At 60.2% G+C, this 15,016-nt stretch carries 13 protein-coding genes and 2 tRNA genes; 4 read left to right on the top strand and 11 right to left on the bottom strand.

What is annotated here, in order from left to right; all coding sequences use genetic code 11:
* Nucleotides 1–263: 263 nt before the first annotated feature.
* The 10 genes from INS80_RS09880 to INS80_RS09835 form a co-directional block, all read right to left on the bottom strand.
* On the bottom strand, nt 264–3,485 hold the full coding sequence (locus tag INS80_RS09880; RefSeq protein WP_192965469.1) for a reductive dehalogenase: 3,222 nt from the start codon (nt 3,483–3,485) through the stop codon (nt 264–266).
* Nucleotides 3,486–3,670: 185 nt separating this feature from the next.
* Nucleotides 3,671–4,444, bottom strand: coding sequence for a LamB/YcsF family protein (locus INS80_RS09875; RefSeq protein WP_192965467.1), 774 nt, complete (start codon nt 4,442–4,444; stop codon nt 3,671–3,673).
* Nucleotides 4,441–5,472, bottom strand: a complete 1,032-nt coding sequence (locus tag INS80_RS09870) for a 5-oxoprolinase subunit C family protein (RefSeq protein WP_192965466.1) — start codon at nt 5,470–5,472, stop codon at nt 4,441–4,443. Before INS80_RS09870 ends, INS80_RS09875 begins: the two co-directional genes overlap by 4 nt.
* Entirely contained in the window at nt 5,469–6,221 is a 753-nt protein-coding gene (locus INS80_RS09865) for a 5-oxoprolinase subunit B family protein (RefSeq protein ID WP_192965465.1), read from the bottom strand. The genes INS80_RS09870 and INS80_RS09865 overlap by 4 nt, the downstream gene beginning before the upstream one ends.
* 226 nt (nt 6,222–6,447) lie before the next feature.
* On the bottom strand, nt 6,448–7,839 hold the full coding sequence (locus INS80_RS09860; protein ID WP_226892596.1) for a methyl-accepting chemotaxis protein: 1,392 nt from the start codon (nt 7,837–7,839) through the stop codon (nt 6,448–6,450).
* Between the two features lie 417 nt (nt 7,840–8,256).
* A tRNA-Arg gene (locus INS80_RS09855) sits at nt 8,257–8,333 on the bottom strand.
* Between the two features lie 90 nt (nt 8,334–8,423).
* Nucleotides 8,424–8,500, bottom strand: a tRNA-Arg gene (locus INS80_RS09850).
* 90 nt (nt 8,501–8,590) lie between these two features.
* Nucleotides 8,591–9,976, bottom strand: a complete 1,386-nt coding sequence (locus tag INS80_RS09845) for a sensor histidine kinase (RefSeq protein WP_192965464.1) — start codon at nt 9,974–9,976, stop codon at nt 8,591–8,593.
* Nucleotides 9,977–9,991: 15 nt separating this feature from the next.
* Nucleotides 9,992–11,410 carry a dihydrolipoyl dehydrogenase family protein gene (locus tag INS80_RS09840; RefSeq protein WP_192965463.1) on the bottom strand — a complete coding sequence of 473 codons (1,419 nt, stop codon included), beginning with the start codon at nt 11,408–11,410 and terminating at the stop codon, nt 9,992–9,994.
* A 2-nt stretch (nt 11,411–11,412) separates the two neighbouring features.
* The gene (locus INS80_RS09835; protein WP_192965462.1) at nt 11,413–12,171 is read right to left on the bottom strand and encodes a TVP38/TMEM64 family protein; all 759 of its coding nucleotides are present in this window, start codon (nt 12,169–12,171) and stop codon (nt 11,413–11,415) included.
* Between the two features lie 344 nt (nt 12,172–12,515).
* Between INS80_RS09835 and rpmH the strand changes: the two genes are divergently transcribed.
* Genes rpmH through yidD form a run of 3 tightly spaced genes read left to right on the top strand, consistent with a single transcriptional unit; the run spans nt 12,516 to nt 13,409 of the window.
* The gene (gene rpmH / locus INS80_RS09830; protein WP_008554144.1) at nt 12,516–12,650 is read left to right on the top strand and encodes a 50S ribosomal protein L34; all 135 of its coding nucleotides are present in this window, start codon (nt 12,516–12,518) and stop codon (nt 12,648–12,650) included.
* Between the two features lie 29 nt (nt 12,651–12,679).
* Nucleotides 12,680–13,105, top strand: coding sequence for a ribonuclease P protein component (gene rnpA / locus INS80_RS09825; protein WP_192965461.1), 426 nt, complete (start codon nt 12,680–12,682; stop codon nt 13,103–13,105).
* A 49-nt stretch (nt 13,106–13,154) separates the two neighbouring features.
* Nucleotides 13,155–13,409 carry a membrane protein insertion efficiency factor YidD gene (yidD, locus tag INS80_RS09820; protein ID WP_192965460.1) on the top strand — a complete coding sequence of 85 codons (255 nt, stop codon included), beginning with the start codon at nt 13,155–13,157 and terminating at the stop codon, nt 13,407–13,409.
* A gap of 4 nt (nt 13,410–13,413) precedes the next feature.
* Here yidD and INS80_RS09815 read toward each other — a convergent pair whose 3' ends face one another.
* Nucleotides 13,414–13,950, bottom strand: coding sequence for a DUF3833 domain-containing protein (locus INS80_RS09815; RefSeq protein WP_226892595.1), 537 nt, complete (start codon nt 13,948–13,950; stop codon nt 13,414–13,416).
* Nucleotides 13,951–14,070: 120 nt separating this feature from the next.
* Between INS80_RS09815 and ttcA the strand changes: the two genes are divergently transcribed.
* Complete coding sequence (ttcA, locus tag INS80_RS09810) at nt 14,071–14,958, top strand: tRNA 2-thiocytidine(32) synthetase TtcA (protein ID WP_192965458.1); 888 nt, start codon at nt 14,071–14,073, stop codon at nt 14,956–14,958.
* Nucleotides 14,959–15,016: the final 58 nt, after the last annotated feature.

The following is a 15,016-nucleotide window of genomic DNA, read 5'->3' as shown; positions in this document are numbered from 1 at the left end:
CAATACATTGATTTAAAATACTTTTCCATGAACCCCAAGTCAAGAAACCGACCAGATCATTCGGAAACGAAGCCCCGGCGGGCCCGGGCGTGGGATACTCCCAACGAGTCGACATTCTGCCCGCATCAAGATGTTGAGGTTCGTCCGCGAAGAGCTACAAGGCAGCGATGGGACGTGCAGAAGCCGACCTTGAGCAGACAGGAATCAGTTCATGCCGAACTGCCCACCCAAGTTCTGGCCGCCAATCTTCCCTCCCCTCTCGGTCAAAGATCAATCTCGACGATGCCGTCCTTCTGGGCGGCGCGGGATTGGCAGAGAACGATGGACTGTTGTCTTTGCGATTTGGAGAGAACAAAGTCGCGGTGCTCCACCTCGCCGGAGATCAGACCGCATTTGCATACGCCGCAGATGCCATCCGCGCATTTGACGTCGATATGGATCCCGTGATCGGCAAGCACCTCTGTTGCAGATCTGTCGGCGGGTACTTCAATCTCCTGTCCACTCCGGCGCAGCTTCAGCACAAACGGGTGGTTTTCATACTGGGGCACCTCGGGCGCCGAGAAATACTCCAGATGCCGCGCGTCTTCGGGGAAGCCCTGCCGCTCCGCCGCCTCCACAACCGCTGTCATATAGCGATCCGGGCCGCAGGTGTAGACATGCCAGCCACTGCGGTACCCCGACAGCACCTTGTCCAGATCGGCGCGCGTTCCCTCTGTGGACACATGGAGATGGAGTTGGTCAGCCCAAGGCGCGGTCTCGAGGTCCTTAAGATAGCCCGCATCCGCCCGGTCCGTGACAGAGTAGTGCAACTCGAAGGGTTTTCCGAGCGCATGCAGACGATGAGCCATGGCGATCATCGGCGTGATGCCAATACCTCCGCCCATGAGAAAGCTTTTCTCGGCGCTCTCATCGAGAGGGAAGTGATTGATGGGTCGGGAGATGAAGACCCGGCGACCTTCGGTAAAGATACGGTGCAAAAGCTTTGAACCGCCCCGCCCTTCGTCTTCGCGCAAGACGCCGATCTGATACCGGGAGCGGTCCGCCGGATCCCCGGACATGGAGTACTGGCGCAGGAATTCAGGCGCGACCACGATATCCAGATGGGCACCGGCAGTCCATTCGGGCAGATCACTGCCATCCACTGCGGTAAACTCATACTTTGTCACATTCGGGCTCATCTGCTCGGCCTTTGACACCACCACCTGAAGCACGGGGCTATCGGTATCATTCGAGTATGTGTGATCCCATGGGCCGGTCTCACCGCGGGCCCGGCGGGCCTGATATTCTTCAGCGGTAATCATCGCCTGATAGGCTTCGATCCCGGCCTCCCGGTCCATAGGAAAAGGATAAGGCCAGGGATGCGGGGCAAGGTTGGCCGGATAGACTGCCAGGGTCTGATCCTCGTAGCGCAGATCCAGATCCTTTTGCAGGGCACGCGCATTGACCGGGTTGCGCGTGGGCCGGTAGCCGCCATCGTCTTCCAATTCCAGATCCCACCACCATTTCTTGGCCGGGTTCATCTCGCCGTTGCCCAGCGCATCGTCCATCTTGGCTAGCACAGGCGCCGCCTTCGGGATGTTCATCGCCGCCCAGCGGAAGGGGCGCTCGGCAAAGATCCCTTCCAGGTTCCATGGGCAGGTCTTCATGCAGCGCCCGCACATCGCTCCCCCCGGCGTGGAGATCCGGTAGGTGGTACATTTCTGGCTGTCGCTTTTCCAAATCTCATAGCCGTTGAACATCAACTTTGGGCCAGCGGTGATCGCCCCGGATGGGCATTCGCGCGCGCATTTGTTGCAAGCCTCGCAAAAGCTCTGCAGGCCGAAATCGATCGGCTTGTCATGGGCTAACGGCATATCCGTGGTCACCACACCGGATTTGAGACGCGGACCAAGGAAGGGATTGAGAATCACCTCGCCTATGCGGCTGACCTCGCCAAGGCCGGACAGCAGCAGCAAGGGCGGTTGCAAGACTTCGCCGTCCATCACCGTATGGGCCTTGGCCTTGTAGCCGAGGTTGCGGATCTGGCGCGCGATGACGCCGCCCAGTAGCGAAAACCTGAGATAGGCACGCATCGACTGGGCCACCGCGATCCAGTCATCGCCCGAAGTGCCCTCGGTGGTGTCAAATCCCTGATCGACGATCATGCTGATCGCGTGGGGCTGATCCGGAACAATCGGCGCGCCGGTGGCATCATGGCTATACCAGGTCCAGTCCGGGCAACGGCTGATCCCAACCGCATCGATCCCCAGCCAGTAGCTGGCCGCCTTTACGTTGTCGGCATTGCGGGCGGCATCTGTCGGACGCTCTCCTTCAGCAGGCTCCCCATCCTGTAGGAGCACAAAGGCTCCGAGCATGCGCCGCTGCGCCATGGAGGGCGCCGCCTTGCGAACGTAAAATCCGCCGGTGGAGGCTTTCTGATTGCCTTTGCCCATGTCGCCAAACTGGCTGCGAGCGAACATGTCCGTACGCTTGGGCACCCGCGCGACACGCGCCTCGTCAATATAGGTGGTCGGCGTGTCGACGCGCTTGAGCGTCTCGAAAGGGTGCGGCCCATCCTTGAAGCTGCGTTTTGCAAAGGGATCACCGTTCAGAGCCGAGCGCTCGGACCCAATACCAAGCCACCATTTCATCCCCTTGGTGGCGGCGCTAGGCTGGCTGCCCAGTGCAACAAGCGGTCGATCCATCGCAAGATCAAAATCTGTCGTCACCGCCGCCAGACCAAAGCGCTCTCCGAGATAGGGGGCACACAAGATGCCACCTTCAACCGTGGCCAGCCCTGCGGCCACCGCAAGCTTGTTGAGATCCACATCCGAAGACGTGCCCGTATGCGCCTTGGCATCCCAACCCAAGAGCCGGATGTAGTTGGCCAGCACCACGGCGCTTTCACTGGCGCGCAGACAGGCCCGGTGGTGTTCAGCATCCTGAAGCCAGTCACAGCCAGCCTCCCCCGGATGTGGATCGCGCGGCATTTCATATAGGAACACGATCGCCCGGGAATGCTCCCCAATACCGCTGGGAGGCGCTTCCATCGCGTCGCGCAGGTCCGCCATGATCATGTCGATCCCGGAGGCGAGCGTCTTGGTCTGCTGTGTCTTCAGCTTATGGGCAAGCCGGTCGATCCCCGGGTTTCGATAGGGCTGCTCCAGCCTTGCCTCATTCGGGACTGGACCGATCCCCACCATCGAAGCATCAGTAAAATACCCAAATGCTTTGAGATGGTCCGCGCGTTCCTTTGGGTCTTCGGGGCATTCGCCGCGTGATTTGTTGACCAGACCATCACGGATCGCATCCATCATCGCCTGATAGTCGCCCATCGCGTTGACGATCGAAGACGGAAGCTCTGGGCGTGAGAAAGCGAGCGGCTGAAACGGCGGGACCAGATCAAGGTCGGGCCGCTTTCCAGACACAACACGCCGCAGTCGTTCAAGCGGGAAAGGGCCAAGGTGGACAGCCCTGTCGCGCGTGGAAAAGAAACGGATTGTCATCTCAATCTGGCCCCGCTGTGTTTATCGCACCCCTGCTATAGCCGACTCGTCCAACCGCGCATAGGAGCCAACATCCAATCTCAACCAAAAACACCTTAACTATATGTTTTTTATACATACAATATGAAGGCAGCAGAAAGTTCATTCCTGCTGCCGCCGTCATCCAGGCTGACGGGGCCTGCTTCTTAGCCCCGCCGCCCCTCGAACCGGCACACGTCTATCCCGTTTTCGGTCAGGCTCTGACGCACGCTGCGGGCCAGCTCAACGGCAGTTGGCGTGTCTCCATGCAGGCAAATCGTATCAATCGAGGTGGGTATGCGCTTGCCGCTTTCAGTGATGATCGCGCCCGCCTTGACCATCTCGACGATGCGCGGCCCCGCAAGGTCCGGATCATGGATCACCGCGCCGGGCTGACTGCGGTCCACAAGGGTGCCATCGTCATTGTAGGCGCGGTCTGCAAAAATCTCGCCGCACCAGTTGCAGCCAAGATCCCGCACCACCTCCTCCATCGCCGTGGCGGCCAGAACCATCACGATGATGTCGGGATCCACGTCGAGCGCCGCCTGATAGCAGGCGCGGGCCATATCGTAATCGGTGCAGGCCATATTCGACAGAGCGCCGTGCAATTTCAGGTGCCGGACCTCAGCGCCCAGCGCGGCCGCCATGCCGCGCGCCGCGCCCAGCTGGTAGCGAACCATGTTTGCCAGCGAGTCATGCGAAATATGCATCCGGCGGCGGCCAAAGCCCTGCAAATCGGGAAAGCCCGGATGTGCACCGATCCCCACCCCATTGTCACGCGCCCGTGCCATGGTCTGCGCCATGACATCCGGGTCGCCGGCGTGAAAGCCGCATGCGATATTGGCCGAAGAGACAACATCCAGCAATGCGCCGTCATCGCCCATGTTCCAAGGCCCAAAGCTTTCTCCCATATCGGCATTCAGGTCGACGGTTTTGCTCATTTCACTTCTCCAGTGCCAAAGGGGTCGGCCGTTGCAGAGACCGCACCGCTGATCAGTTGGTAGGACAGTAGGTCCTGTATCGCCCCGGGATCGCGCAGCAAAGGCCGACAGGCGCCTGGCAAAGCGCGCAGATCCTTTTCATGTTTGGCCTGCAGGCGCAGCCCGTCCTCCAGCGACACCCAGCGGAACCGGAAAGGCGCACCCGCCTGTGCCTGCGCGACCTTCGGCAGATCGCAAGGCAAGACTGTGCCGATTCTCGGGTAGCCGCCAGTGGTCTGCGCCTCACGAAGCAACACGAAGGGTCTTCCGTCCCCCGTCATCTGGACATCCCCGGGTACGATGATCTCAGACAGGATATTAAGCTGACCGTCAGCGGCAAACCCCTCACTGTCTGAGAGCATCTCAACCCCCATCCGGTTGGCACGCGTTCCGCGCCGAAACGCTGTCTCTGCGAACCTGACACGCACGTCGGGCGAGAACAGCTCGCTTTGGAAGCTTTCCACGATCCTCACGTCGCCGCCCTGAAATCTGTCTTGCACCGGAAGCGTCAAACCGGTTTCGGCCCCGCTATCCTGTCCTCCGACAAGAACCTCTCCAGCAGCAGTCGCTTTGCCCAAGCCAGCCGCCAAATGGGTCGCCCGAGCGCCAAGAACAGAAGGGACATCAATACCGCCGCCAAGATGGAGGTATCCGTAGACACCTCGCCGGGCCGGACCGATTTCCAGCCTTTGTCCAGCCTCAATCCGGTAACTCGCATTCCAGATCAGCGCAGCCCCATCCAGGGTGGCCGACATGGGCGCCCCGGTCAACGCTATGCGCAAGGCACCGGTTGCTTCAAAGGAGCCCCCCATTCCGGCCATCTCCAGCGCAGCAAACCCCGGGTCTTGCTGCAACAGAGCTGCGCCCTCCGCCAGAGCCAGCGGATCTGCGGCCCCGCCGCGCGGCACCCCCTGATCCAACAGGCCGGGTCGGCCAAGGTCCTGAACACTGGCTGCGGGTCCAATCTTGAGAACCTTGACGCCGCTCATGCCGAAATCTCCTCGCACGTGGCGCCTCCCATGATGGCGTCATCTTCTCGCAGCTTCAGAAAATCGGTCCGTGAGACCGGCTCGAACTGCAGTTCGTCCCCTGCCCGCAACGCGAACGGCGTTTCAGCCTCCGGCCGGAACAGCATGAAACCCGTCTGCCCCACGTGCCGCCAACCGGTTGGCGTAGAAGAAGAAAAAAGAACGAATTGCCGAATTGCCAACACAAGAGCGCCGCGGGGGACCATCGGCGTCAGTTCGGTCTGGCGAGGCAGATCCCACTCTGGACCAAGCTGCCCGAGGTAGGGTTGCCCCGGCGCAAAACCGATGGTCAGAACCCGCACCCGTGAGGAACCGAGACACTCGATGGCCTGCGCCTCGGTCAAACCGGCGGCATCGGCGGCCTCGGGCAGCTGCGGTGCGAGATCGGTGCCATAGACCGTCGGAACACGCCAGAACCGGCGCCCAGGCGGCAGGGGTTCGCGGTACCAGTCGCGCGCCTCAACCTGTTCCTTCAGACGCGCAGCCAAGCGGGCGTGGTCCAGATCATGCGGGTCGAACCGAATGTAAACGGAGGCCAAAGAGGTCGAGGTTTCAAGGACACCGGCCCAGTCCAGCTCTTCCAGGCGCTGTCGAAAGGAGAGTGTCGCCCGATTCGAAGCCTCATCCAAAGCATCGGCAAAGGTGACGATCATACCCGTCAGGCCCACCGTCCGGATCGTGGGAAAACCTGAAACTGCTTGCGAATTCATCCGTGCCCCCGTTTTGCGCGACAGCGTTGCGGCGCAGCGCAGGAGTGTCAACACGCCAGTTGCGCCCCGTCACAGATGCGTGGGTGAAGGGCTCTGTTCCTTGACTCTTTGACCGGCTTTTTTCGCGACCGCAAAACAAAAGCGGCCGCCACTTTAGACGTAGCGAGCCACTTTATAGGTATGCGTCTGCAAAGGGCACCGATCCTGGTGCCTGCCTGATCGCCCGTTAGAAGTCTTCCCAGCGCACAGCTTCTGCCTGCAGGGCTGCGTTGCCTGCGGTGCTTGCTGCAGCCCTTGGGGCATGACCGGTTTTTTTCGCAATCGAGTTGGATGAGGCCGAGGTCTTTGTCTCCGCCCCGATATCGGGCCGGGTCTTGAAGGCCTGCACCTCCTGAGACAGCTGCGATGCGTCATTGGACAAGATCTGAGTCGATGCTGTTGTTTGCTCAACCATGGCCGCATTCTGTTGCGTCACCTGATCAAGCTGTGAAACGCCTGCGCTTATCTCCACAAGTGTGGTCGACTGTTCGGATGCGCCGACGGCAATCTCAGAAATATGGCCGGAAATGGTGCCAACCGCATCGACGATACGCTTCAACTCCTCACCGCTGCGCCCGACCAGGTCCACACCCGTTCCAACGTTCTCCTTACTTTCATCGATCAGGTCTTTGATCTCACCCGCTGCGATTGCGGATCGCTGCGCCAAGGCGCGGACTTCGGCAGCCACAACCGCAAAGCCGCGCCCGGCATCCCCGGCCCGGGCGGCCTCGACACCGGCGTTCAGCGCAAGGAGATTGGTCTGAAAAGCGATGTCATCAATCACGGTGATGATCTTCGCGATCTTCTCGGAGGAGGATTCGATCGCGGACATGGCGCTGATGGCATCGGAGACCACGCGCTCGCTCTGCACGGCGACAGACTGGGTGTTTCCAACGATCTCTTCAACCTTGTGTGCGCCGGCCGCTGCGGCACGCACGGTCGAAGTCAACTGCTCCAGCGCGGCGGCAGTCTGCTCCAGCGTGGCGGCCTGGCTTTCGGTGCGATGTGACAGATCGGTAGAAGACTGACTGATTTCCGATGCGGTCTGCGTGACGGCAAAGGAGACATTTTTGACGGTATTCACGGCCTTTTCGAGCTGTTCCATCGAGCGGTTGTAAGCCTTGGCGATCACACCGATATCTTCGGCGTTGCGGATCACCACTCGCTGGCGCAGGTCACCTTCGCTGAGAGCCTGTAAACCTGCGGCAACTTCTTGAAGGGCGCGCCGCCGTTCAGTGACATCCGTTGCAACCTTGATCACTTTTTCCGTTTTGCCATCGGGACCGGGCACCGCTGCATAGGTCGCCTGAATCCAGACAACAGAACCGTTTTTCGTAAGGCGAGGGTACTGATCCGACAAGGTCCGGCCTGCGCGCAGCGCCGTCCAGAACTGCGCATAGTCACCGCTGCTGGCGAACTTTGGATCGACGAACATGGAGTGGTTCTTTCCAACGATTTCATTAAGCTGGTAGCCCATCAGCGACAGGAAGTTCTCATTCGCCGTGATGATGGTCCCGTCAGCTTCGAACTGAATCGTGGCCTGCGTCCGCTCGATCATGTCCGCGATGACACGATCCATGTCAGCTCTTTCGGGCGCCGCCCGCGTCTTACCTTTAAAAAACACTCGAAGGCTCCGCGATGAGTTCACTCTTGAAGCACGATCCTACCGACAAATGGCTATCCAAACTTTAACGTTTTGGAAAAATCCCCTTCCTGCGAAATCCACGTCTGTTCAATAACATAATTGCTTCTCACCCGAGATGGGCCACGAGAATGGCTCGTTCGTGCGCGTCTATGTATTGGGGGTCCTGCGATGAGCGGCACATCGATTCGCAATTCCAGCGGGGCAAAGGGCCAGAATCATCGCATGCCGATGCGGGGCATGACCACCGGCCCTAGCTGCCGCAGATGCGCTAGCCGCAGGTCGAAGCACGCTGAATACAGAGGGAAGATTTTGCGAACGTCCGGCCTAGCCATGGCCTGAAACGGAGAGCAGTGGCGGACCGAGGAGGATTCGAACCCCCGACCCCTTGATTCGTAGTCAAGTACTCTATCCAGCTGAGCTATCGGTCCACTGCTGCGGGATCAAGGCTCCCGGCAAGGAAGGACAAACCGCCCTCCATTTGGCCTGTTCCAAACAGCCGCAAACGGCTGTTTGGGTAGTGGCGGACCGAGGAGGATTCGAACCCCCGACCCCTTGATTCGTAGTCAAGTACTCTATCCAGCTGAGCTATCGGTCCACTGGAGGCGGGGTTTAATCCTAGCAGATGACCGGCGCAACCCCAAAAAAGAATTTAGTTGGAGTGGAGGACACCGCGCCCTTGCCCCGACTAAAACGCACCGTCTCCCTTTGGCAGGCAAATCTCGAAAACCGTCCCGTCTGGCCCCGTGTGGCGCAAGTAGACCCCGCCACCGTGACCGCGTGCCAATTCCTGGGCAATGGCCAAACCCAAACCGCTGCCGCCCTTGCGGGCACCACCTTGGAACGGTGTGAAGAGCTTTTCCTGCGCCTTTTGGGGCAAACCCGGTCCGGTGTCTTCGATGCGGATCAACCAGGTTTCCACCTCATCCTGTGCAGAGATGGTGATCCGGCCCGGCTTCCCGGTCGCCGCAATGGCCTGCCGGGCATTGCGCACAAGGTTCATCACGATACGGAACAACTGCTCCTGATCTGCCCGCACAACCAGATCGGGCGGCACATCGGCATGGATGTCGATCTCGGTTCCCGTTGCCGCCAGAGATTCGCTTTCGGCCACATCGCCGGCAATCTCGCGCAGGGGGACTTGAGTGAACGTGGGCGCGGGTTCTTCTGCGCGGCCGAAAGCCAGGGTCCCTTCGCACAAGGACACGGCGCGAGTGATCGAATTCACCAGCTTGGGCGCCAGCCTGCGCACAAGTGGGTCCTCACTGGTTTCGATCCGGGCGGTGAAGAGCTGCGCGGAGGTCAGGATATTGCGCAGATCATGGCTGACCTTGGCGACGGCTCCGCCCAACTGGGCCAGCCGCTCTTTCTGTTTCAGCGCCTGGGTCAGTTCGGTCTGCAGCTTCATAAGCGCCTCTTCGGCTTCGCGCAGCTCCGTCACGCCGGCGTTGGGCTGAATGATGCCGCGCGCATCCTCGGGCGCTGCCGCATAGCGCTGCATATAACCCACCACACCCTTGATCGGACGCACCAGAAACACGCGCACGGCCATGAACAGCAAGAGCGCGGTAAAGACCGAGATCACCGCCGAGAGCACGAGGATACGCACGCCATAATCGATCATGGCCGCGCGCAAGGGGGCCGTTTCCATGGTGATCTCGATCAGTAGCCCCGCATCCCGTACCGGTGCGCCAATGACCCGGATGATCCGGTTGCCAGGCGTCACCATCCGTTTCATCGCATCACCAATCAGGGTAAAGGGCCCGGTCATCCGCAGATCGAACGTGCCTTCAATAGGCTGTGGGATCGGAGAGGACAGAACCAGCTGCCGCATCTCATCCCGGCGCAGGACCACGTTGAACACGCCGGCATTCTCCAGAAGCTCTGCTTCCAGCTCACTGTCCAGCATATCGTCAGCCAGCAATGCAAGCGATGCGATCTGCGCCCGCTCCAGTCGGTCGGACAGGTAGTCGAGCCGGAACCTTGAGACCGAGGGCACAAAGATCAGCACTTCGGCCAGCATCACAAAGACCGTGGTCAGAACCAGGAATCTGCCCGACAGCGTATTCAGCATTGCGCCCCTTTCGGCCTAGGGGATCCAGCGTTGAACAAACCGGACCACGCGTTCAACCTTGGGATTATCAAATAGGCGCGGAGAGAAATAGGCCCCCGCTGCGCGTTTGTTTACCTCTCCGATCGTCGGATAGGGAGAGACCATGGCCGCAACCTGGCTCATCTTCATCTTGTTCGCCAGAACCAGAGACCAGAGATTGATCAGCTCTCCTGCCTGATGGCCCACGATGGTCACGCCCACGGGGCGCCCCTTGACCACCATCACCTTGATAAACCCCTTCGCCTTGCGCTCGGCCAGGGCGCGGTCGTTGTGGCTGTAATCGAACCGCGCGATCTCAAGCCTCTCCCCATGTTGCTCTCGCGCCTCGGCCTCGGTCAGGCCGACCTGTGCCAGTTCCGGGTCGGTGTAGGTCGCACGGGGGATATGCGCAGTCCTTGCCTTTGACGGCAGACCAAAGAGGCTGGAGCGGATGATCACCCCGGCGTGGTATCCGGCCACATGAGTGAATTGCAGCCCGCCCGCGACATCTCCGATGGCATAGACCCGGCGATTTGTGGTGCGCAGGCTGGCGTCGACCTTGATCCCGGTCTTTGTCTGTTCAATGCCTGCGGCCTCAAGGTTCAGCCGCTCGGTATTCGCCTTGCGCCCCACCGCCACCACAAGATGTGTGCCCTTGAAAATACGTCCGTCTTTGGCTTCCACCTCAATTGCGCCCGCCTGCCCGCGCACCTCGGCCGCGAGCGCTTGCTCGACGATTTCCACGCCTTCGCTGCGCAGATGATCCAGAACCACCTCGGCGGCCTCGGGATCATCGCGGCCCAAAGCCGTACCACCCTCGATGACCGTAACCTTGCAGCCAAGGCGGACGTGGGCCTGCGCCATCTCCATGCCGATAGGGCCTCCACCGATGATCAGCAGATGATCCGGGCGCTCGCGCAAATCGAACAGGGTCTCATTCGTTTCGTAAGGAACCTGATCCAACCCGGGAATCGGCGGCACCAGCGGGGAAGAGCCGGTCGCGATCACGACCCGCCGTGCCTTGATCACGTCCTCGCCCGCCTCCACCTCACGCGGCGAAATGAAGCGGCCGAACTCCCGGATCACCCGCACGCCAAAGCCTTCAAAGCGCTCCTGGCTGTCCACGGGGGCAATGGTTTCGATCACGTCGCGCACATGATCCTTTGCCGCAGCGTAGTCCACCTGCGGCACTTGGTCGGCAACGCCAAAAGCACTGGAATGGGCCTGACCATAGGCGGCCTTGGCGCTGGCTAGCAGCGCCTTAGAGGGAACGCAGCCGTAGTTCAGGCAGTCGCCGCCCATTTTATGCCCTTCCAGCAGCACGACATCCGCGCCCATCTGGCTTGCCCCGGCCGCAACCGACAGACCACCAGAGCCCGCCCCAATCACCAACAAATCACATGTGATACTGGGCATGATCAGGCCTCCGGCGTGTTGCGGGGCGGTTTGCCGCGCAGAGATTTCACAATGATTGGCATGGCGGCCAGAACGCAGAGCCCCAGAATCGGGCCGATGATATGTGGCTCCCACAAGAGCGACAGGTCAGGGTCCTCCCCCCTGTCGAACACGGCACCAACGCCAACCCCGATCCAGGTAAAGACGATAGCACCGGGGATGATGCCCAGCGCAGTGGTCCACAGAAAGTTGCCGAACTTCACGCCCACCATGGCCGGCAGGAGATTCGCCACAAAGAACGGCACCGCAGGCACCAGCCGCAACAGCAAGAGCACCTCGATCTCGTTCTGGCGCAACGCATGTTTCAGCATCTGCACCCGTCCTTCGGCCGCCTCGAACCGGGCGGACAGCATCTCGCCCAAGCCCCAGCGCGCCGCCAGGAAAATACCGGCAGCGCCAATCGTGGCCGACACCACATTCAAGGCAGTCCCCATGGCGAGACCGAACAGGAACCCCCCGGTTACCGAGGCCACCGCCGCACCGGGAAGTGAAAAGACGACCATCACGATGTAGATGGCAGCAAAGGCGGCAGCCAGTCCGAGGTAGTTCTGATCCCGAAAGCCCAAGAGCGCCTCGCGATTGTCGCGCAGGGTATCAAAGGTCAGATAGTCATTGAGTGTGACCGCACCGATGATTGCGACGATGGCAACGACAATCAGTGGCAAATGCCGGGCCAGCCCCTTCTTTTGCGGGCTTGGTTTTGAATCGGTTCCGTTGCTCATGTCTCTCTGCCTCGCTTGTGTCGCCCTGCGTCCTAAGGCCAATATGGCCCCTGTGCACGCCCGCGGCATAGCAGTTCACGGGCGCTTGATCACCGGACATAGTATTTGTGAGAATTTCCGCCACCCGGGTGGCCCTCTGTAATATTTGGCCCGTTCAAAGGCTCCATAGCGGATGTCGACGCAGTTTTTTGACATAAATGCTGCCCTCGGGCGCGAAAAGCAGCGAAAAACCCAGCCAATGGGTTTGACTTGGCGTCCGATCCCTCCTAAAGACCGGGCTTCGAGATTACACCCGGCAGGCGATTCCGCGCCGCGCCCGATGACATAATGTGGAGACCGGAGCGATGAAACGCACCTATCAGCCTTCGAACCTGGTTCGCAAACGCCGCCACGGCTTCCGTGCGCGCATGGCCACCAAGGCAGGCCGCAAGATCCTGAACGCACGCCGCGCACGTGGCCGCAAAGAGCTGAGCGCATAAGTTCGCGCTACGCTGCACGCGTTGACGGAATGACACCGCCGAAGGCTCCCAAGGACGGCTCTGCCGACACGAGGGATACGCCTTCGGCGGTTTCCGTTTGTCTGGATGATGCCAAACCACTGACCAACATCGAAGTCATCACCAAACGCCGTGATTTTCTTGCGGCAGCGCGCGCGCGCCGTCAGGGCAGCAAGGGCATGATGGTTCAGGGGCGCAACCGCCGTGATGATGGCGGGATTCGCGTCGGCTTTACCTGCTCCAAGAAAGTCGGCAATGCGGTTGCCCGCAACCGCGCCAAGCGCCGGCTGCGTGAAGTGGCCCGCATGGTGCTGCCCGCACATGGCCGTGCCGGTTGGGACTATGTATTGATCGGGCGTGCGCAGGACACGGCCCAGCGCCCCTTCGAAGAGTTGAAGCGGGATCTTATCTACGCCCTCAGGAAAATTCACGGCTGATCTGGCCGCGGGACTTTCATGCAAGGTCATCGGGGCCTATCTAGAGCGCATGTCACCCTTTGCCCGTCTCATAGCGTTGCCCGTGCACGCCTATCGGCTGATCTTCAGCCCATGGGTCGGTTTTAACTGCCGGTATCAGCCCACCTGCTCTGCCTATGCGCTTGAGGCTCTGGAAAAGCACGGAGCGATAAAGGGTACCTGGCTTGCAGCGCGGCGGATTGGGCGCTGCCACCCGTTTGGCGGGGATGGCTACGACCCGGTTCCAGACAAGAATGCCCACCCCCCCGCACCACCGGACAACTGATTGGCTATTTCTTCTCGAAGAAAATGGTCACCTCGCCCAGCGTCACGCCAAAGCGGCTCATGTAGGCCTTGTTCAGAAGGCGTCCGTCTTCCAGGAGCCACATCCAGTCATCAAAGCTGACCCGCATCGTGTCACCATCCGGCATCGGCAGATCGATGGTATAGCGCCAGTTGAAAGTATCGCCACTCTCTTCGCCCGTTGCGACGCCCTGAACGCCCTCGGCGGTGCCCTGCCAGCTCTCCTCGCCTGTTTTTGTCAGCGACCAGATTCGCTGTTCCGTGCCGCCATCGGCATATTGGAAATCTTCTACCAGGGTCAGCGTGTTGCCATCCCAAGTACCATCGATTTCGACCTTGAAACGCCGCCGCACGGTTCCGAACCGATCCGTGAACTGACCATAGGCCACTGTGCGTCCATCAAAGTACTCTTCGAGGTTCAGTTGCTTGTCGCTCAGCGTCTCATCCCCAAGGTCGGGACGACCACAGGCCGACAGGAAAACCCCAAGAACCAGCGCATAGGCGCAGACCACTAGTGCTCGCATCATCGTCTCCTTTTGAGGGTCTACGCTGCGAAAGCAGGTTTGGATGACACGGGCGGCGCTTCGGAACAGGTTTCACGGATTCTTCTTGGCAAAAGGCGTTTCAGCGGCTAGGGGGCCGTCATGCTTGATGATGATCTGGACGAAATCCACCCACTATTTGCCGGTGCGCCCTCTACCACCGAGTTCAAGAAGCTGCGCAAACGCATCGTACGCTATGCCCGTGAGGCGATTGAACAATACGGTATGGTGGAACGCCGCGCCGATGGCAGTACGCCGCGCTGGCTGGTCTGCCTGTCCGGCGGCAAGGACAGCTATACGCTGCTCGCGGTGCTTTACGAACTGAAATGGCGCGGCCTTCTGCCGGTGGATCTTCTGGCCTGCAATCTGGATCAGGGCCAGCCGGGCTTTCCGGCCACGGTTCTGCCGGAGTTTCTGGAAAAGATGGGCGTGCCACACCGGATCGAGTACCAGGACACCTACAGCATTGTCGTCGACAAGGTGCCGCAGGGCCGCACCTATTGCGCGCTCTGCTCGCGGCTACGGCGCGGCAATCTGTACCGGATTGCCCGCGAAGAAGGCTGTTCGGCCGTGGTTCTGGGACATCATCGCGACGACATTCTGGAGACCTTCTTCATGAACCTGTTCCATGGTGGCCGTCTGGCCACTATGCCACCGAAACTTGTCAATGAAGAAGGCGACCTGTTCGTGTTTCGTCCCCTCGCACATGTGGCCGAGGCTGATTGCGAAAAATTCGCCAAGGCCATGAATTACCCAATCATTCCCTGCGACCTTTGCGGCAGTCAGGACGGGCTGCAGCGTCAGCAGGTCAAACAGATCCTCGACCAGTGGGAATCAAACAGTCCTGGACGCCGTCAGGTGATGTTCCGAGCGCTGATGAATGCGCGCCCATCTCACCTTTTGGACCCAAAATTGTTCGATTTTGCCGGTTTGGAGCTGAAAAACACTGTCGAGACCTCAGATTCGGACGAGATTCCCGCTTTGCGTTAACTCCGCAGTCAGAAGCAGCCCCTAGTCTCAACCTGCACCCATGTGCTGAAGGGGAAAG

The organism is Phycobacter azelaicus, from assembly GCF_014884385.1.
Lineage (GTDB): Bacteria > Pseudomonadota > Alphaproteobacteria > Rhodobacterales > Rhodobacteraceae > Phycobacter > Phycobacter azelaicus.
This window is presented reverse-complemented; position numbering and strand designations above follow the sequence as displayed.